The sequence below is a fragment of the Winogradskyella pacifica genome, assembly GCF_003386275.1.
Classification (GTDB): domain Bacteria; phylum Bacteroidota; class Bacteroidia; order Flavobacteriales; family Flavobacteriaceae; genus Winogradskyella; species Winogradskyella pacifica.
In genome coordinates, this window is the sequence record NZ_QREI01000005.1 from 155,256 (window position 1) to 174,403 (window position 19,148).

The following is a 19,148-nucleotide window of genomic DNA, read 5'->3' on the forward strand; positions in this document are numbered from 1 at the left end:
CATACACCTAAAACCATATAAAGATCTTTACACGTTTATTTTTAACTAAGAATTATGGATAATATTTACTTATTAATGATCATTGCTTTAGTCATTTTGGCCGTTGCCGATTTGGTAGTTGGAGTAAGTAATGATGCTGTTAACTTCTTAAATTCTGCAATGGGTTCTAAGGCTGTTTCTTTTAAAACAGTCGTCATTATTGCGAGTGTCGGAGTTGCAATAGGCGCAATTTTCTCTAGTGGAATGATGGAAGTCGCACGAAAAGGCATCTTTAATCCTAATATGTTTATGTTTAATGAAATCATGATTATTTTCATGGCAGTAATGATAACAGATATTCTATTGTTAGATTTCTTCAACACTATAGGCTTACCAACTTCAACTACAGTATCTATCGTTTTTGAATTATTGGGAGCTTCTGTAGCTATGGCATTAATTAAAATTGGGCATGATGGTGGTCAATTTTCAGATGTAATGCACTACATAAACAATGAAAAAGCAGCAGAAATAATTATAGGAATATTGCTTTCTGTAGTCATTGCGTTCTCCATTGGTGCCGTTGTACAATGGTTCACCAGGCTGTTACTCTCTAATAATTTTGAACAAAAAGCAACTTGGGTTGGTGCTGTTTTTGGCGGTTTTGCCCTAACAGCTATTACCTATTTTATATTTATAAAAGGTTTAAAAGGAACGTCCTTCGCAAATAACAGTTACGATATTTTAGGTGGTCGTACGATGGCATATTTCTTAGAAAATCGTGTATTTACCATTCTTGCTGTTAGTTCTGTCTTTTGGTCGCTTTTATCTTATGCGGTAATTACAGTTTTAAAAACTAATATTTATAAGTTGATTATTATTGTTGGAACCTTCGCCTTAGCATTAGCATTTGCTGGTAACGACTTAGTGAATTTCATTGGAGTACCAATGGCGGCTTATAATGCTTTTGAGCTTTGGGGAGCATCTGGATTGGCTGCTGATCAGTTTCCAATGGGAGTTTTAGCAGAAAAAGTTCCGGCAAACAACTGGTTATTATTTGCTGCAGGAATGATTATGGTTCTAACCTTATGGTTTTCAACTAAAGCAAAAAACGTTGTAAAAACATCATTAGATCTTTCTAGCCAAGGAGCAACAGAAGAGCGTTTTCAACCTAACTTTCTATCAAGAGGTTTTGTGAGAAGTGCTATGGCTATGTCTCAAATGTCTGAATATGTCTTACCTAAATCATGGCAACAAAAAATTGACAAACAATTTGAACCAAGACTCGTTTCTAAAAAAGTAAAAGCAGCAGATTTACCAGCGTTTGATATGGTAAGAGCAGCCGTAAACCTAATGGTTGCTGCCGTTTTAATCTCTATTGCTACGTCTTGGAAATTACCTTTATCTACTACATATGTTACCTTTATGGTTGCAATGGGAACCTCTTTAGCGGATAGAGCTTGGGGTGCAGAAAGTGCAGTTTATAGAGTTGCTGGAGTTATCAACGTTATAGGTGGATGGTTCTTTACAGCATTTAGTGCCTTTGCAGCCGCAGCATTAGTGGCTTATTTATTGAGCCTTAATTTAGAGGTTATGTTTCCAATTTTGTTATTGGCTGCTATTGGTCTTTTAATAAGAAGCTCAATTGCGCACAACAAAAAATCTAAAGGCATAATAGCTGAAGACAGCTTAACAAAAGCAGGAAGCAGTTCTGTACAAGGTGTAATTTTAGAAAGTGCAGATAATATTTCTAATGTTGTAAAACGTGGAAATAGAATTTACACTAACGCTATAGAAGGTTTGGCAAAACAAGATTTAACCTTACTTAAAAAGAATAAAAAACAGGTTACCAAACTCTCTGATGAAGTTGATATTCTTAGGGATAATATATTCTATTTTATTAAAAATCTAGATGAAACGAGTTTACGAGCTAGTAGTTTCTACATTAATATTTTAGGCTATTTACAAGATATGACGCAATCTTTAGAGTACATCTCTAAAACAAGTCATAAGCATATTCACAACAACCATAAGAAGCTTAAATTTAGTCAGATTAAGGAATTGAAAGAAATTGACATAACGCTTGAAGAATTATTCAACAAGACAAAAGTTGCGTTCGACTCACATTCTTTTGAGCAAATTGGAACTATCATTAAACATAAAAAAGAATTGTTTGATTTAGTAACCGATAAAATCAACAAGCAAGTGGCTAGAACTAGAACTGAAGAATCTAGTCCGAAGAACACAACGCTTTATTTCAGTTTACTTCTAGAAACTAAAGATTTGCTAACGGCAACGATGAATCTATTAGAAGAGTATTACAACTCTCATGATAGTTCAGTAGAGCCAGCAACTATCCATATCGAAGAAGAGTAGATCCTCTATTTCATCTTTATTAAAAAAGCTTCAAGTCTAATTACGATTTGAAGCTTTTTTTTTGAAACAGATTTAAATCCATTTCAATAGTAACCAATTCAACACTTTACATTACACTTCAAAAACAAAAGACGTAAAATTGAGTCCATACTGAAGTCAGTACACAGTCCTAAAAGTTAAAAATTTTAAGCGTTCAACATCCAAATACGACCTTTTGTCGTATATATAACTTTAAAACGATAATAACTAAAAATTATAAAATGAAGAAAATTTCAATCCTATTAGTAACCGCTGTAATATTAAGTTCATGTGTATCTAAGAAAAAATACTTAGCCTTAGAACAACAGCAAGGAGAAACTTTAAGTGAGTTAACTAAGACAAGAGTAGAAAAAGAAGATTTAGAAAATAAGTTTGCCGTTATTGAAGCAAGAGTTAATCAATACAATTCTAAAATACAATCTTTGAATGAAGATGTTGAAGGTTTAACTATTGAGAATAAAGCAAAATTTCAGGTATCTGAAGATGGTACTGTAGCTTCTGGAGCAAGCAAAGAAAAAATGCGCGAAACGCTTAAAAACGTTAGTCCAGAGAAATTAGCAGGTGCTAAAACGTTAAAAGATTCAATGAATGTAGCAATACAGCACAACTTAAGTAAAGCTATGAACACTAGTGATCTTGACGAAGATGAAGATATCGTTGTTGATATCAATGAAACTGTAGTTATGATTTCTATTGCTGATAATATGTTATTTAACACAGCGAGTTACAGAGTTGGAAACAAAGCTGACAAAATCTTACAGAAATTAGCTGACGTTATTAACTCTGAGCCTAGTTTAGATGTTATGGTTGAAGGGCATACAGATGCAAGAAGCATAAACACGGATAAAATTGCAGATAACTGGGATTTAAGTGTCTTACGTGCAACATCTGTTGTTAGAAAATTACAAAAGCAGTTTAAAGTGGCACCAGAGCAATTAATCGCTTCTGGTCGTAGTAGCTACCAACCTTTAGTTGAAAATGACAATAACGCTAATAGAGCTAAAAACAGAAGAACACGTATTATATTAATGCCAAACATTGATAAGTTCTTCGCCATGATGGAAGAAAAATAAGTCATAAATCTTTTTAGATTTTATAACAAAAGCACCCTCCCGAACAATTCGGCATTGGGTGCTTTTTTTTGTTTGATATTATTGTAATTTGTAAAAAAATAACGACTATGAAATATTTCCTCGCCTTAGCCCTATTCTTATGGTCTTTTTCTGGTTTTAGCCAAAACCTATCCTCACAAGAATTATTAAACAACGCCATTAATTATCACGATCCCAATGGCAACTGGGAACACTTTAATGATACGTTTACCGTGGTAATGACCATGCCTAAAGCAGCAAAGCGCACTAGTATTATTTCTATAAACTTACCTGCAGAATATTTTAGTGTTACCGCCACAAAAGATACGGTAACAACGACGTATTCTTTAAACAAGGATAAATGCACGTTGACTTATAATGGCAAAGTTTTAGACAGTCTTAAAGCTAAAGACAAAAACATGACTTGCGATAGAGCGACACTTTACAAAAACTACTATTCGTATTTGTATGGTTTACCAATGAAGTTGAAAGATGAAGGCACTAATCTTGGTAAGGTTGAAAAGAAAACCTTTAAAGGCAAAACATATTTGGTTTTAAAAGTAACGTATGATGAAGCCGTAGGTAGTGACGTTTGGTATTTTTACTTTAACCCGAAGACTTATGCTATGGAGATCTATCAGTTCTTTAAAACAGATGAGAATGGTAAAGAGAAACCAGATAGTGGTGAATATATAATGCTTTCAGAAGAAACACTCTTAAATGGCATTAAAGTGCCTAAAGTAAGAGCTTGGTATTATAATAAAGCGGATAAGTATTTGGGGACTGATACTTTGACAAATGAGTAAGAAAAAAAACAAGATCAAAAAGAATAAAGATTTATATAGAGAGAGTGTTTTACAGCATTATACTGAATCTTATAAATCAGAAACCTATGCCCGTCAAAGAATAGATATTATCACAATAGCTTTAAGTACAGGAGGAATAGTATTAGGTTTGAGTATTTTAAAATATATTTTTGATAAGAATATGGATATTGATCCAATAATTTTAAAGGTTTCAATATTTCTTTTTATGCTTACAATTATTATTAATTATGTTAATCAACATATAGCTGTTAAAGCGCATAATAACGAGAAAAAATGGGCCAAAAAAGAAGATGAAATAACCAAATATGGATTAGATGAAGAGAATAATATTAAGGATTATTCTGTATTCAATAAAGCTATAAGAATACTTAACACTTCAAATTTTATTATGTTGATAGTCTCAATATTTACAATGGCATACTTCTTTTTATTCACTTTTTAAGGTTTTATAATTGGTTTTACTGGCCTTTTGTTTGTTGGTTGTGAATTTGACTGTACTTTTCCTTTTTTAACCGGTCTCTTTATTGGTTTGTTTTTACTCATAATATATAATTTAATTAAATCGGGTTTAATCAATTAATTAGTACTCTCTATTTTCGTACAATCCGAATACGGACTAAAACACTAATAACCAATTACCTAAACCCGATTTAACACTTTAAAATTTCGCCTTAAAAAACCACCCTACAGTAGAGTGGTTTTAAATTTTATTTTGAGAGATTACTGCCTACGCAGCAATTTATTATCCCTCACAACTCGTACAATCTTTCTTTTGCTTAAACTTCTGTGCAGCATTCATACTGTGTTGGTAGTACAATGACTTCACTCCTAATTGCCAAGCGGTAACATAGATTTTATTAATATCTTTTACTGGCATATCTGGATGCACCATAATGTTCAATGATTGTGACTGATCTATATGGTTTTGTCTGTTTGCTGCCTGGTAGATAATTGTCATTTGATCAATTTCAGAATAGGTTTTAAACACATTCTTCTCTTCTTCTGTAAGCCCTTCTAAATGTTGTACAGAACCATCATAATCACGGATGCTTTTCCAAACGTCATTAGTGTTCATTCCTTTTTCCTTTAAAAGCTCTAATAAGTAAGGATTCTTAATCGTTGTTTTGATTTTTGCGATATCCTTTACATAACTGTTAGACCAAATTGGCTCAATACCTTGTGATACTTGTCCTAAAATAAACGCTGAAGATGTTGTTGGTGCTACAGCATTTAATGTGGTGTTACGTCTTCCGTATCCTTTTAATACTTCTGGCTCACCAAATAAGTCAGCTAATTCCTCTGAAGCTTTAACCGATTTATCTTTAATTGTTTTAAAGATTTCACTGTTTAAGTCAAATGCCTCTTTACTATCAAAACCTACCATTTTAGATTGTAATAATGAGTGCCATCCTAAAGCACCTAAACCTAAAGCTCTGTTTTCTTTAGCAAACGTGTATGCCTTTTCCATAAACATAAATGTATGTCTATCGTCACGGTTTTCAGAATCTCTATATACTTCTAATTTTGTAATAAACTCTTCTAAAACAGCATCTAAGAAATATACCATTGTTTCAACAGCATCGGTATCTTTCCACTTATCATAATGTAATAAGTTTATAGAAGATAATACACAAACAAATGACCAACGATCGTTTGTAGGTAACATAATTTCTGAACATAAGTTACTGGCGTAAATCTCATGTTTTTGATCTTTATAAGCATCCGGAGCATTGTTATTAGCATTGTCTCTAAAGAAAATATAAGGATATCCTATCTCTCCTCTACGTTGTAATACTTTTGCCCAAATAGCTCTTTTATCTGAATCGCCATCAATCATTTCTTGCATCCACTCATCACCTACAGTAACACCATGTGTTAACTCTTGAATTGGATTTCCTTCTGTTCCTATTTCTAAAAACTCGTGGATATCTTGATGCTCAATTGGTAAGTATGGAGAAAAACGACCTCTTCTCACTGACCCTTGACTTACAACATCGACCATTTTTTCGAACAACTGCATAATGTGAACTGCACCAGAAGACTCACCGTTATTTTTTACAGGAGCACCTCTATGACGCAATTTTCCAAAATAACCAGAAGTACCACCTCCTAATTTAGACATCATTCCAACTTCCGACTGTGTATAAAGGATATCTCCCATATCATCAGAAATATGCGACCCAAAACAACTAATTGGTAAGCCACGTCTTTTTCCAAAGTTTGACCACACCGGAGATGCTAATGAATAATACCCTTCAGCCATATAGCCATAGAACTTATCTGCAAAACCATCGATACCTAATATTTTTTCTGCATTATCAGCAATTTCTCTAATTCTTTCTTCTGGTGTTGTATCACCTGTAAGGTAACCAGAAGCTAAAAATTGACGACTATGCTCAGTTAACCATTTAATTTCTGGTTCTGCTTTTGCTTCTTTAATAGCTTCTTTTCTAGCTTTAATTAATTCATCGTGGCTAGATGTTGTTGTTGATTCTTGAATCACTTTGTCTTTGATGTCTTGGTTCATAGGGTCGTTAATGGATTAAATTAGGTCGTATTAAAATAGGTCGTCGCCGGTTACACTTTTTTGTCTCTTTGCATAGTTTATTGAACGCTTCACGAAGAAATCTCCGTGTTTTGTTCCTATAATTTCGTCATCAAACCATTCGGTTTGCACTAATAATTTTTCATCTACATCAAATACTTTTTCGATGCCAATGCTTTCTAATGAATTATTAAATCTGTTTTTGATAAACTCATTAATAACATTTTTAGGTAAGAACTCTAGTTCTCCTGCTTCAAAAATCCAATCTACAAGTTTGCTTTCTGAGTCAAATGCTTCTATACATAAGTCTCTTACTAGCGTACTATGTTCTGCATCAAACCAAGTTGGATTTTCATTTTTAATAATTTTGATGATATCAATTCCGAAATCACCGTGAATTTGCTCTTCTTTAGACGTTGCTTCAACCACATTAGAAACACCTTTAAGCATGTTCTTGTGTTTGTTAAACGCCATAATGATTAAAAACTGAGAAAATAAAGACACATGCTCAATAAATAACGAGAATAATAAAATTGACTCTGCATATTCTTTATTGTCTTCACTTTTAGCATTCTTTAAAGCGGTTTCTAAATAATGAACACGTCTCATTATTACCGGCTTTTTCTTCAGGTTTTTAAATTCGTTATTAAGACCTAATATTTCTAATAAATGTGAGTAAGCATCGTGATGACGGACTTCACTTTCAGCAAATGTTGCTCCTACAGACCCAATTTCTGGCTTAGGCATTTTGTTGTAAATCTCACCCCAAAATGATTTTACAGCAACCTCAATTTGAGAAATAGCAAGCATGGTATTTTTAATAGCATTTTGCTCAACCACTGTAAGTCTTGTCTTAAAATCTTGAATATCGCTAGTGAAGTTAAATTCAGAATGAATCCAATAAGAATGTCTTATCGCATCTACATACTCATTAAGCTCAGGGTACTCATAAGGCTTTAAGTTAATACGCTTTTCAAAAATATTTGTTTTTCTACTTCTCGCTTGTTCGTCTCTATATAATATGTATGCTTTTGCAACACTAGGAAAAGAGCTTGTCATTAATTTCTCCTCAACAAGATCTTGAACCTCTTCTACCGTAGGTAAATAATTATGATCTCTTCCCTTTCTATCTAATAATGTTTGTAACACATTTACAGAAATGGTATTGGCATCTTCCTTACTACCATTTCCTACAGAAAGCATTGCTTTCTCAATAGCATTTGTGATTTTATTTAAAACAAACGGACTTGTTTCATAATCTCTTTTTATAATCTGAGTAATCTCCATATTTCTTTTAATTTTAAAGCCTATCTAGTCATTAGAGTGGTATGAAACCATTCTAAACTGATTGGGTAAATCCGTTAAACGTTTTATATTTTTCCTTTATAGAAATAAAGGGCTGAATTTTATAAAAAATGATTTTTCCTCACGATTTTCAAATCCAAAAACTAGAAAAATCTATTTTATTTTGCTCGCTACAAAGATTGACAATTGTCAGTAAAAATGAAAGCTAATTTTATAAACATTGTCAACAAGTTCTTAACAAATCAGTTTATAGTGGAAGAAAAGCGAAGATTGCCAAAAACGAAACTAAAAAGCTGTATACGAGGTAATTAAAACAAATAAAATACAAATAAAAATGTAAGTTTAATCGTGTTAAAACGAAGGTTAACAACCGAGTTTATTGACGGTTAAGATATAAATATTTCATTGAAATTAAGCCACAAAAAAGAGCGTTGATATAACGCTCTTTTTTCCCTAATAACTAACTAAAACTAATAATAAGTAATTAAAAAAATTACGTATTACAAATTAACACAGTAATGAAAGATTAGAATTTTAAAGCTCTAAATTTTACTAATTAATAGCATATAAACCAAAAAGCAAACCCCTAATTTGCTGTAATTTTTGGTTCATTTCATTACACAAATATGACTATAATTTACTATAATTCAACGATGTAATGTATAATTGGTAAAAAAAAGTGTATATCTGGATGCACTATTTTTCTTCGGATATTTTTAGCACGCTATACACAAAACCATGCATTACATACATATTTACATCCCTAACACTCAATATATTCCTATATTTAGATTTAATAATTTATAAGCATGTTAAAAGCAGTAATCGTAGACGATGAACCAAAAGCTGTACAAAGCTTAATTTGGGAAATCAGCAATTTTAGCGAAGAAATAGAAGTTATGGCCTCCTTTACTAATCCAGATGAAGCGCTCACCTATTTAAACTCGCACACACCAGATTGCTTATTCTTAGACGTGCAAATGCCTACTATTGGTGGTTTTCAATTTTTAGAGCAACTCAACAACCCCGACTTTGCTGTGGTCATAACTACAGCATACGACGAATATGCTATTAAAGCTCTAAAACATGATGCTATTGATTACCTATTAAAACCTATAGACTCAGACGACTTAAGGAACTGCATCTCAAAAATCAAAAAACATAGCGAGCGCACCATCAACTCCCAAAAACTAGAGCGTATGCTCACTAATTTTAATTCGCAATTCGATAAAAAAAAGATTACCATTAACACGGATGGCAAACTGCTATTTTTAGATGTCGATGATATTATATACATAGAATCTGATGGAAATTACAGCACGCTATTCTTACAGAATCAGAAAAAAATAGTGCTTACAAAAAAATTAAAAGAAGTTGACGCCATCTTACCAGAGCATTATTTTTTTAGAATTCACAACTCCTACATTATTAACCTCAATAAGATTAAGGCATTCATTAAAAATGAAGGTTATGTTATTATGGACAGTGATCATAAAATTCCTGTAGCGAGACAGCGCAAATCAGATTTTCTTGAAAAACTATAAATCGCAATCATGAATTATTTGCTTAAGCCTCAACTATTAAACCTATGTTTGATTTTTTTCTTTTATAGTTTCTATAGTTCTGCGCAACAGACAAGTTTTGAAAACTCATTAATCTACATAAAAAACAATTCACCTTCTCTATACACTGAAATTGATTCCCTATTTGAACCATTTGAACAGGACAGTCTAAAAATGAAACGTTTGCTTACTGTTTCTAAGGACATCTCTTCATTTGAAAGCTGTAGTTATGCGCTTAATGCTTTAGGCGTCATTCAAAGAAACATTTCTAATTACGATGAAGCTATTACCTTACATAAAGAGGCAGAAGTTTATGCAGTTAAGGCAGAAAGCACCGAATTTAAAATTATTAGTTTAAATATGATAGGTGTTATTTATAGACGGATGGATGTGGTTAAACCTGCTTTAGATTACCATACCGAAGCTCTTAAAATTGCATATTCCGTATTAGAACCATCACAAACCGTAACAGAGAACATTGCTGTTTCACAAAACAGTATTGGCAATATTTATTTGGCACTAAAACAATACGATTTAGCCATCAATCAATTTAACAAATCTCTTGCAATTGAAAAAAGCATCGATAATAAATTAGGATTAGCTATTAACTACCATAACATAGGTTACGCACATGAGGCTAAAGGGAATTTAAGCTTGGCCTTATCTAACTTTCAACAATCACTAGATTACAACAATATGATTAATTCTGAAATCGGACGTGTTATCTGCTACAATAGTATTGGAGGTATCTACCTAAAACAACACAATTACAAGAAAGCCGAACCGATCATTAAAGAAGCTCTAAACAAAGCATTAGATATTGACGATCAATATTACATTTCGGCGTCGTACCTCAACCTGGGGCAGTTAGAAATAGAAACTGATCAACTTATTTCTGCAGAAACTCATTTAAAAAAAGCACTCAACATAGCCAACTCTTATAATTTAAAATCTACGGTTGCAGAATCTAGCAAATTACTATCTAAACTCAACCAAAAGAACAATGATTTTAAAACAGCCTTAAAGTACTATCAAGAAGCCGTTGAAATAGAAAACACCATATTAACGGAACAAAACTTACAATATGTTAATGACATTGCTGTACAATATGAAAACGAAAATAAAAACAATCAGATAAAAGCGTTAGCGCTAGAAAATGAATCTGTTCGCTTACGCTTAGAGCGGAATAAACAAATCTTGCTCTACACGTCCCTACTCTTAGGAATTATAGGTGTCGCCCTTTTTATTATTCAAAGAACAAAAGCCTTAAAGCGCGACAAACATATCTTAACCTTAGAACAAGACATGTTGCGGAGTCAAATGAATCCTCATTTTATATTTAACTCCCTAAATTCTATAAAGCTCTATATCATTAATAATGATAAAACCAATGCCGTTTATTATCTCAATAAATTTTCGAAGCTCATCCGAAAGATTTTAATGGCATCAAAAGAAAAAGAAACCTCTCTTAATGATGAGCTTGAGACCATGAAATTGTATATGAATATTGAAAACATTCGGTTTTCAAATGAAATCGATTTTACGATTACGGTAGACCCTACTATAAATACAGAAATCACAAAATTACCTTCTTTAGTGCTTCAACCTTTTTTAGAAAACTCGTTATGGCATGGTTTATCTTCGAAATCTAATAACAAAAAAATAATCTTAAACGTTAGTAAAGACTCACCCAATTTTATCACTGTTGAAATTACAGATAATGGTATTGGCAGAAATGCATCAAAAAAAATAAATGATAGAAAACGACTAGAACGAAACTCAGTAGGTATAGATATTACTAAAGCTCGATTGGCTAATTTTTCGGAAGCATTTCAAAATTCATACACTTTGAAAATTGAAGATTTATATGAAAACGAAAAACCGTCTGGCACTAAAATAATCTTACAAATACCTACAAAATTAAAGACTCAGTTTATAAACTAGAGACGTTAAAAAAGAAATTAGATAAATGAAGCTAAAATTTATAAAGCTTATCGCTTATAAGTTTCGGCTACTTTTTCTAATTCAGCATACCAATCCTCTCCAAACTTTCTAATAAGCGCTTCCTTTACAAATTTGTAAACAGGCACTTGTAATTCTTTACCTAAAGAACAGGCATCATCACAAATTTCCCACTTATCATAATTTACACCAGAGAACTCCGTATACTCTCTTATTCGTATGGGATATAAATGGCAAGACACTGGTTTCTTCCATTTAATTTCTCCTTGATTGTAAGCCTCTTCTATAGCACAAAGTGCCGTTTTCTTCTCGTCAAAAATGACGTAAGCACAATCTGCACCATTAATTAATGGCGTTTCAAAATCTCCAAAATCAGTCGTTATTGAAGTCCCTTGGGCCTCAATAGCATCGATACCTTCTTTACGAAGAAATGGTTTTACTTTGGGATAGATATCTTCTAAGATTTTAACCTCATCTTTTTCTAAAGGAGCACCTGCATCACCATCGATACAACATGCACCTTTACAAGCCGAAAGATTGCAAACAAAATCCTTTTCTATAATATCTTCTGAAACTATGGTTTTTCCGAGTTGAAACATGCCGCAAAAATACTTAAACTTAACCGCAATTTTCCATTGAAAATCTTTAATAATATCGCACCTTTGCAAAAAATTTCAAAAACCATACTAAAATATAGCTATTAAGCAATTAAAAACCAATAACTTATAGCCCTGTTTTAGACGTTATAAATGATTTAAAATACTCGAAAAATGCAACTTAATTTTAAAGAAATATTTACAGCTTTCATGATTCTTTTTGCGGTTATTGATATCATTGGAAACATTCCAATTATCATAGATCTTCGTAAAAAAGTGGGGCATATTCAAAGTGGAAAAGCCTCTATTATTGCAGGTGTAATAATGATTATTTTCCTTTTTGTAGGAAAAAGTTTATTAAGTCTTATTGGTATTGATGTCAACTCATTTGCTGTTGCTGGTGCCTTTGTTATATTCTTTATTGCACTAGAAATGGTTTTAGGTATTACACTTTATAAAGACGACGAACACAGTTCGGTTACTGCTTCTGTTTTTCCATTAGCATTCCCGTTAATGGCAGGCCCAGGGACTTTAACTACGTTATTATCGTTACGTGCAGAATTTGCTATTGAAAATATTATCGTTGCTGTAATTAGTAATGTTGTTGTCATTTATATTGTACTAAAAACGTCTTCAAAAATTGAACGTATTATAGGTGCAAACGGAATTAACATTATAAGAAAAATATTTGGTGTAATTTTGTTAGCCATCGCAGTAAAATTATTTGCGCATAACATTAAAGCTTTACTGGCTTAAATTTTTAAACATGAAAGTACTTACACTTATTCTATCAGTTATAGCATTAGCACTTATTATTTTTAATACCACAAAGTTAAATTTTGATGCACTCTTACAAGGAGAAAGTCAAACAGCCTTAATTACAATTGTAGCTGCACTTTGTGCACTTATATTAGTACAAATTTTAAGAATTTCTAAGAAGATTGAAAAACTAAGTAAACGTCGCTAATGGATTTTGATGCATTAATTATCGGTGGTGGAGCAGCAGGGTTATCTTGTGCTTTAGTCTTGGGGTCTGCAAAAAACAAACCTTTCGCAGAAGGCAAACAGATTGGCATTATAATGCACCAAAAAACATCGCACCTTCAAACCGCTTTATTTAATAATGTTTTAGGGTTACAACCGGGTACTTTAGGTTCAGATATTTTAACGGAAGGTAAATCACAATTAGCTACCATTTATCCGCATGTTTCTCAAATTGAAAATGAAAAAGTAAGTGAGATACAGAAAAATAAGGATGGTTTTATAGTGACTACAAATAAAAATAACTATTATTCTAAGATCGTTGTCATTGCCGTTGGCTATACTAACTTAATGACCATAGAAGGTCTCGAAAACTATATAGAACCACATCCAAGAGCCGCTATTGAGAAAGATAGAATTTGGTTAAAAAACACAGACCATCTTATTGAAGACAATCTATATGTTGCTGGGACTTTAGCCGGTTGGCGTAGTCAATTTGCTATGGCTAGTGGAAGTGGCGCCCACGTGGCAACCGATATTTTAACACTTTGGAATGATGGGAAGCAAACCAAAATTCACGATAAAGTTATTGCTTAAAATCAGGATGCTCTGTACTTAAAAGAATCACTTCTTGGACCATAATATCTTCTTTATTTAAGATTTCTTCAAACGCATTATCATCATATAACTGTTGTGCTAATGTTGCTTTTATTAAGCGTTTTATTTCCGCATTATAAACAGTGAAAGTGATATTAGTACGCTCTCTTTTATTAATGTAATCTTGAAAACTGACTACAATATCATCACTCACTTCAAAATTATTAATAAAATCGTACTTAGATATATCTCGATAGATGGTGCGATCTTTATCTAATTCTTCAAAAACAAAATAACCAAAATGTCCCCGACGTCTTAAGTAATTGATGGTTTCATTGTCAAACAAACGATCTACAGGCACAAACACATCTGGAATGATACCTCCCCCTCCATAAACCACTTTCCCTTTTGGCGTGGTAAATTTTAAAGAGTCATCAACAACGATACTTTCTTCATCTGCTAATTCCCCGGTTCTTAAGCGCTTGTAATAATCATTATGATAACTTTCACTTTCGCCATTAGTATATGGCTTTTGTATAGAGCGACCCGTTGGCGTGTAATATCTAGACACTGTTAATCGTACAGCACTGCCATCGCCTAAAGCCATTTCGCGTTGTACTAAACCCTTTCCGTAAGAACGTCTACCCACTATAATACCCTTATCATTATCTTGAAGCGCACCTGCAATAACTTCACTCGCTGATGCCGAATTTTCATTGATAAGAATATAGAGTTCTCCTTCTTCGAAGTCTCCGCGTTTGGTGGCGTATATACGTTCTTCCTTTCCTCGCTTATCTTTTGTGAATAATATAAGCTTATCGTCCTCTAAAAATTCATCTGCAATTTGCTCCGCAATACCTAAAAAACCACCTGGGTTATCGCGAAGATCCAAGGCTAATTTAGTAGCACCAAGTTCTTTTAATTCAATTAACGCCAATTTAAATTCTTTGAAGGTAGACTCGGCAAAGCGGTTCATTTTTATATATCCCAAATCATCGGTAAGCATATAGGCTGCATCAATACTTTTTATAGGTATGGCTTTTCGCTTAATATCAAACTCTAATAATTCATCTTCACCCTTTCTATAAACCGTAAGTTTCACATTCGTATTCTCATCTCCTTTTAGTTTCTGACCTATAAATTCAGTCGAGATATTAGAGCCATAAAGTGTGTCTCCATCCGCAAAAAGAATGCGGTCACCACTCATAATACCAGCACGCTCACTCGGACCATATTCCGTAGGTCTAATTACCGCAATGCTATCATTATAAGCATAAAAATTAATACCAATACCAACAAAATCACCTTTCATGTTTTCGGTAATTCGTTCTAAATCTTCTTTAGGAATGTACGTTGAATGCGGATCTAAATTGTGTAAAATACCATTGACAGTAACATCTACTATGCTATCTGTATTAACCTCTTCTACATACTCGTAATCGATATAATCTATTAACCGATTGAGTTTATCCTTTTTGCTATTTGTGGTGAAGAGATTATCTGAGGTGTCAGAAAAATTCAATTTCCCACCTATAATAACGCCTGCTGCTATTGCAACACCAATAATAAGTGGTATGTATTTATTTTTTGTTGCCATACTATTTCCCGTCTGAAGGGGAATCTGCATTTAAATCTTCTATAAGTTCTAATTCAATTCCTGCTTTTTTTAGAAAATCAATTCCTGAGCAGTCCTTATAATCTTGTTGGTAAACGACTCGGACAATACCTGCTTGATGGATTAACTTACTGCATTCTTTACAAGGTGAAAGCGTAATGTATAACGTTGCACCTCTACATGACTGTGTTGATGAGGCAACCTTTAAAATGGCGTTTGCCTCAGCATGTAAAACGTACCACTTGGTATAACCTTCATCATCTTCGCAATAATTCTCAAAGCCTGTTGGTGTACCATTATAACCATCAGAAATGATCATTCTATCTTTAACAATAAGTGCACCTACTTGTTTACGTTTACAATGAGACAATTTCCCCCATTCTTTCGCAATTCTTAAATAAGCTTTATCGTAGCGTAATTGTTTTGCCTTTGACATTAATAATTAGTGTTATACAAACGTACTATGTACGTAACGAAGATAAACGGATAGTATTTTATATGCCATTACCTTCTCGTTAAAGTTTTACCAAACTTTTTGGCTTATTTTAGAAAATTGCTCTCCAGTATCATTGGAATAACCAAGCCTATTACAACCGCAGAAATTACCATAACCCAATCGCGACGCGAAAACCTAAAGACTGTTTGACATAAAAATCCTAAAAACAAGACAATAAAAACAATGATAACTTGGGCAAGTTCTATTCCTAGAGCGAATTCTATAAGAAGTTCTAGTTTATTTTCCGATTGACCAGAAAACATTTTAAACTCTCTTGCAAAACCTAAGCCGTGTATGATTCCGAAAAACAAGGTTGTAAAAAACAATAAGCCAATTTTACCTGTTTTCGATTTTTTACCCGCAGTAAACACGTTATAAATAGCCATAATTAAAATAGTGACTGGTATTAAAAACTCTACCAATTCACCATTTATACTTACAATACCATAAGCTGCCAAAACCAATGATAGTGTATGTCCTAACGTAAATGTCGTTACTAAAACAAGGACACGTTTCCAATCATTAAAAACATAAGGCACAGCCAATACCATTAAAAAAAGAATATGGTCATAACCGTTAATATCTAATACATGGTTCATGCCATATTGTACATTAAACCAGAAATTTTCTAACATAATTTTTTTTTTTAGGGAAAATCAAAGTTACAATTAAAATGCAATATGCCTTCGCTAAAATAAAGTGAATAAAATTTGTATAATCCTATTTTCTTTCGGAATATTGTAACTTACAAAGTTCAAGCAACTTATTGAAATGTTATCAAGAAAGGTGGAGGGATTAGACCCTTTGAAACCTTAGCAACCCTTAAACTTATTAAGAAGGTGCTAACTTCTACGTTATTGTCGATTCATTTATCGCGCAATTGGATAGATAACCAAACTATAATTACTCACCTGTAATTACAATTCTTTATAACATTTTCTATACATACGTCTGTGGCGTATTTAAGTTTATTGATTTACTTAAATTATTAGAAAATGAATTTAAAACATACTGAAACACAAGCGATACGTACTCAAATAGAGCGTTCGCAGTTTTTAGAGCATTCTAGCCCTTTATACCTTACATCGAGTTATGTTTTTGAAGATGCCGAAGATATGCGCGCCTCATTTGCAGACGAAAAACAACGTAATATTTACAGTCGTTATTCTAATCCTAATACCTCAGAATTTGTAGAGAAAATCTGTTTAATGGAAGGTGCGGAACGTGGGTATGCTTTTGCATCTGGGATGTCTGCTGTGTTTTCAACCTTTGCCGCCTTATTAAATGCAGACGATCATATTGTGTCTTGTCGTAGTATTTTTGGATCAACTCAAACCCTATTTAATAACATTTTACCAAAGTGGAATATTTCAAATAGCTATTTTAAAATCGATGAATTGGATACCATTGAAAGTCTAATTCAACCCAATACAAAAGTAATTTACGCTGAGAGTCCAACCAACCCAGCTGTCGATATTTTAGACTTACAGCGCTTAGGAGATATTGCGAAAAAACATGGTTTAATCTTCATAATCGATAATTGCTTTGCCACACCTTACTTGCAACAACCTATTAAATTTGGTGCGGATTTAGTTATTCATTCTGCAACAAAATTAATTGATGGACAAGGCAGAGTCTTAGGTGGTGTAACGGTTGGAAGTTCAGAATTAATTCAAAAAATCTATTTATTTTCTCGAAATACGGGCCCAGCTTTATCACCTTTTAATGCCTGGATTTTATCAAAAAGCTTAGAGACATTACCTGTTAGGGTTGACAGACATTGCGACAATGCCTTAAAAGTTGCTACTTTTTTAGAATCGCATGGCAACGTGAACTTTGTAAAGTATCCTTTTTTAAAATCGCATCCACAATACGAATTAGCAAAAAAACAAATGTCACAAGGTGGCACCATTGTAGCTTTTGAAATCAAAGGTGGCATTGAAGCGGGCCGTAAGTTTCTTAATGCGATTCAACTATTATCGCTATCTGCAAATTTAGGAGATACACGAAGCATTGTAACGCATCCTGCATCTACAACACACGCTAAAATACCAGAAGATATTCGATTACAAACTGGAATAACAGGTGGACTCATCAGAGTTTCTGTTGGTTTAGAACATCCTGAAGACATTATTAACGATTTAAAACAAGCCTTAAACTAATGGCAGATATTAGAAAAGAATTAGAAAAACGCATCTTAGTTCTCGATGGAGCCATGGGAACGATGCTTCAGCAATACAAATTCAACGAAGAAGATTTTAGGGGAGAACGTTTTAAAGATTACCCGTCTCCATTACAAGGCAATAATGATTTACTATCACTAACACAACCGGTTGCCATTGCAGAAATACATGCAAAATATTTTGAAGCTGGAGCAGATATTGTAGAAACCAACACCTTTTCGGGAACTACAATTGCCATGGCAGATTACGACATGGAAGATCTAGTGTACGAATTGAATTTTGAATCTGCAAAAATCGCCAAACAAGTCGCTGATAAATTCACAAAAGAAAACCCTGAAAAACCACGTTTTGTAGCGGGAAGCATTGGCCCAACCAACAAAACAGCGAGTTTATCACCAGATGTGAACCGACCAGAATACAGAGCGATTACATTTAATGAGTTACGCATCGCCTACAAACAACAAGTTGAAGCACTTATTGATGGAGGTGTTGATCTACTTTTAGTGGAAACTATTTTTGATACTTTAAATGCTAAAGCGGCATTATTTGCAATTGAAGAAGTAAAGGAAGAACGCCATATCGATATCCCAATTATGGTTTCTGGAACCATTACAGATGCTTCTGGCAGAACCTTATCGGGACAAACAGTAGAAGCTTTTTTAGCTTCCATATCACACATTCCACTATTAAGTGTTGGTTTTAATTGTGCCCTGGGAGCAGAACAGTTAAAACCCTACTTGCAACGTTTATCTAACGAAACTGAATTTTTCACCTCAGCACATCCAAATGCAGGTTTACCAAATGCCTTTGGGGAATATGAAGAATCACCAAAGCAAATGCAGCAATTTATTGAAGACTACCTTAAAGATGACTTAATAAATATAATTGGTGGTTGCTGCGGCACGAGTCCTGCGCATATAAAAGCAATTGCGGAAGTGGCTGAAAAGTATCAACCGAGGCAATTAGTTGCTGGTGTTTAGTTGATGGTTGTCAGTTT

General features: G+C 33.3%; 17 protein-coding genes and 1 riboswitch. Of the genes, 11 read left to right on the forward strand and 6 right to left on the reverse strand.

Annotated features, from left to right (window positions below; genetic code table 11):
* Positions 1–54 precede the first annotated feature (54 nt).
* From DFQ09_RS11850 to DFQ09_RS11865, 4 genes are all read left to right on the forward strand, one after another.
* Positions 55–2,352 (forward strand): inorganic phosphate transporter, encoded by a 2,298-nt coding sequence (locus tag DFQ09_RS11850; RefSeq protein WP_115810592.1) that lies wholly within the window; start codon positions 55–57, stop codon positions 2,350–2,352.
* Positions 2,353–2,612: 260 nt separating this feature from the next.
* Entirely contained in the window at positions 2,613–3,464 is an 852-nt protein-coding gene (locus DFQ09_RS11855; protein ID WP_115810594.1) for an OmpA/MotB family protein, read from the forward strand.
* Between the two features lie 107 nt (positions 3,465–3,571).
* Entirely contained in the window at positions 3,572–4,288 is a 717-nt protein-coding gene (locus DFQ09_RS11860) for a DUF6503 family protein (protein ID WP_115810596.1), read from the forward strand.
* Entirely contained in the window at positions 4,281–4,751 is a 471-nt protein-coding gene (locus tag DFQ09_RS11865; RefSeq protein WP_115810598.1) for a hypothetical protein, read from the forward strand. Before DFQ09_RS11860 ends, DFQ09_RS11865 begins: the two co-directional genes overlap by 8 nt.
* Positions 4,752–5,051: 300 nt before the next feature.
* Here the strand turns inward: DFQ09_RS11865 and DFQ09_RS11870 are convergent, their stop codons facing one another.
* Positions 5,052–6,836 (reverse strand): ribonucleoside-diphosphate reductase subunit alpha, encoded by a 1,785-nt coding sequence (locus DFQ09_RS11870; protein WP_115810600.1) that lies wholly within the window; start codon positions 6,834–6,836, stop codon positions 5,052–5,054.
* A 30-nt stretch (positions 6,837–6,866) separates the two neighbouring features.
* On the reverse strand, positions 6,867–8,141 hold the full coding sequence (locus DFQ09_RS11875; protein ID WP_115810602.1) for a ribonucleotide-diphosphate reductase subunit beta: 1,275 nt from the start codon (positions 8,139–8,141) through the stop codon (positions 6,867–6,869).
* 827 nt (positions 8,142–8,968) lie between these two features.
* Here DFQ09_RS11875 and DFQ09_RS11880 point away from each other — a divergent pair.
* Positions 8,969–9,703, forward strand: a complete 735-nt coding sequence (locus DFQ09_RS11880) for a LytR/AlgR family response regulator transcription factor (RefSeq protein ID WP_115810604.1) — start codon at positions 8,969–8,971, stop codon at positions 9,701–9,703.
* A gap of 192 nt (positions 9,704–9,895) precedes the next feature.
* A complete protein-coding gene (locus DFQ09_RS11885; RefSeq protein WP_245940356.1) occupies positions 9,896–11,665 on the forward strand; it encodes a tetratricopeptide repeat protein in 1,770 nt (589 codons plus the stop codon).
* 47 nt (positions 11,666–11,712) lie between these two features.
* Here the strand turns inward: DFQ09_RS11885 and DFQ09_RS11890 are convergent, their stop codons facing one another.
* Positions 11,713–12,282, reverse strand: a complete 570-nt coding sequence (locus DFQ09_RS11890) for a DUF3109 family protein (protein ID WP_020898080.1) — start codon at positions 12,280–12,282, stop codon at positions 11,713–11,715.
* Between the two features lie 171 nt (positions 12,283–12,453).
* Between DFQ09_RS11890 and DFQ09_RS11895 the strand changes: the two genes are divergently transcribed.
* From DFQ09_RS11895 to DFQ09_RS11905, 3 genes are read left to right on the forward strand one after another with little or no spacing between them, the layout of a single operon-like run.
* Complete coding sequence (locus DFQ09_RS11895) at positions 12,454–13,035, forward strand: MarC family protein (protein WP_020898079.1); 582 nt, start codon at positions 12,454–12,456, stop codon at positions 13,033–13,035.
* 10 nt (positions 13,036–13,045) lie between these two features.
* A complete protein-coding gene (locus DFQ09_RS11900) occupies positions 13,046–13,246 on the forward strand; it encodes a hypothetical protein (RefSeq protein WP_115810608.1) in 201 nt (66 codons plus the stop codon).
* Positions 13,246–13,857: an NAD(P)/FAD-dependent oxidoreductase gene (locus tag DFQ09_RS11905; RefSeq protein ID WP_115810610.1), complete on the forward strand. Its 612-nt coding sequence runs from the start codon at positions 13,246–13,248 to the stop codon at positions 13,855–13,857. The genes DFQ09_RS11900 and DFQ09_RS11905 overlap by 1 nt, the downstream gene beginning before the upstream one ends.
* Here the strand turns inward: DFQ09_RS11905 and DFQ09_RS11910 are convergent.
* The 3 genes from DFQ09_RS11910 to DFQ09_RS11920 form a co-directional block, all read right to left on the reverse strand.
* Positions 13,847–15,454, reverse strand: a complete 1,608-nt coding sequence (locus tag DFQ09_RS11910; RefSeq protein WP_115810612.1) for a S41 family peptidase — start codon at positions 15,452–15,454, stop codon at positions 13,847–13,849. The two genes, DFQ09_RS11905 and DFQ09_RS11910, sit on opposite strands and share 11 nt — an antisense overlap.
* 1 nt (position 15,455) lies before the next feature.
* Positions 15,456–15,908 (reverse strand): deoxycytidylate deaminase, encoded by a 453-nt coding sequence (locus DFQ09_RS11915; protein WP_115810614.1) that lies wholly within the window; start codon positions 15,906–15,908, stop codon positions 15,456–15,458.
* 104 nt (positions 15,909–16,012) lie between these two features.
* Complete coding sequence (locus DFQ09_RS11920; RefSeq protein WP_115810616.1) at positions 16,013–16,603, reverse strand: HupE/UreJ family protein; 591 nt, start codon at positions 16,601–16,603, stop codon at positions 16,013–16,015.
* A 136-nt stretch (positions 16,604–16,739) separates the two neighbouring features.
* A riboswitch (SAM riboswitch) is annotated at positions 16,740–16,863 on the forward strand.
* Positions 16,864–16,963: 100 nt separating this feature from the next.
* Between DFQ09_RS11920 and DFQ09_RS11925 the strand changes: the two genes are divergently transcribed.
* Positions 16,964–18,130, forward strand: coding sequence for a trans-sulfuration enzyme family protein (locus DFQ09_RS11925; RefSeq protein ID WP_115810618.1), 1,167 nt, complete (start codon positions 16,964–16,966; stop codon positions 18,128–18,130).
* Entirely contained in the window at positions 18,130–19,131 is a 1,002-nt protein-coding gene (locus DFQ09_RS11930; protein ID WP_115810620.1) for a homocysteine S-methyltransferase family protein, read from the forward strand. Before DFQ09_RS11925 ends, DFQ09_RS11930 begins: the two co-directional genes overlap by 1 nt.
* Positions 19,132–19,148: the final 17 nt, after the last annotated feature.

Coding starts and splice junctions, on each gene's coding strand:
- DFQ09_RS11885 (WP_245940356.1), top strand. CDS start 9,896: ATGAAACGTTTGCTTACTGTTTCTAAGGACATCTCTTCATTTGAAAGC.
- DFQ09_RS11900 (WP_115810608.1), top strand. CDS start 13,046: ATGAAAGTACTTACACTTATTCTATCAGTTATAGCATTAGCACTTATT.
- DFQ09_RS11880 (WP_115810604.1), top strand. CDS start 8,969: ATGTTAAAAGCAGTAATCGTAGACGATGAACCAAAAGCTGTACAAAGC.
- DFQ09_RS11925 (WP_115810618.1), top strand. CDS start 16,964: ATGAATTTAAAACATACTGAAACACAAGCGATACGTACTCAAATAGAG.
- DFQ09_RS11910 (WP_115810612.1), bottom strand. CDS start 15,454: ATGGCAACAAAAAATAAATACATACCACTTATTATTGGTGTTGCAATA.
- DFQ09_RS11890 (WP_020898080.1), bottom strand. CDS start 12,282: ATGTTTCAACTCGGAAAAACCATAGTTTCAGAAGATATTATAGAAAAG.
- DFQ09_RS11850 (WP_115810592.1), top strand. CDS start 55: ATGGATAATATTTACTTATTAATGATCATTGCTTTAGTCATTTTGGCC.
- DFQ09_RS11895 (WP_020898079.1), top strand. CDS start 12,454: ATGCAACTTAATTTTAAAGAAATATTTACAGCTTTCATGATTCTTTTT.
- DFQ09_RS11865 (WP_115810598.1), top strand. CDS start 4,281: ATGAGTAAGAAAAAAAACAAGATCAAAAAGAATAAAGATTTATATAGA.
- DFQ09_RS11855 (WP_115810594.1), top strand. CDS start 2,613: ATGAAGAAAATTTCAATCCTATTAGTAACCGCTGTAATATTAAGTTCA.
- DFQ09_RS11920 (WP_115810616.1), bottom strand. CDS start 16,603: ATGTTAGAAAATTTCTGGTTTAATGTACAATATGGCATGAACCATGTA.
- DFQ09_RS11915 (WP_115810614.1), bottom strand. CDS start 15,908: ATGTCAAAGGCAAAACAATTACGCTACGATAAAGCTTATTTAAGAATT.
- DFQ09_RS11860 (WP_115810596.1), top strand. CDS start 3,572: ATGAAATATTTCCTCGCCTTAGCCCTATTCTTATGGTCTTTTTCTGGT.
- DFQ09_RS11930 (WP_115810620.1), top strand. CDS start 18,130: ATGGCAGATATTAGAAAAGAATTAGAAAAACGCATCTTAGTTCTCGAT.
- DFQ09_RS11875 (WP_115810602.1), bottom strand. CDS start 8,141: ATGGAGATTACTCAGATTATAAAAAGAGATTATGAAACAAGTCCGTTT.
- DFQ09_RS11870 (WP_115810600.1), bottom strand. CDS start 6,836: ATGAACCAAGACATCAAAGACAAAGTGATTCAAGAATCAACAACAACA.
- DFQ09_RS11905 (WP_115810610.1), top strand. CDS start 13,246: ATGGATTTTGATGCATTAATTATCGGTGGTGGAGCAGCAGGGTTATCT.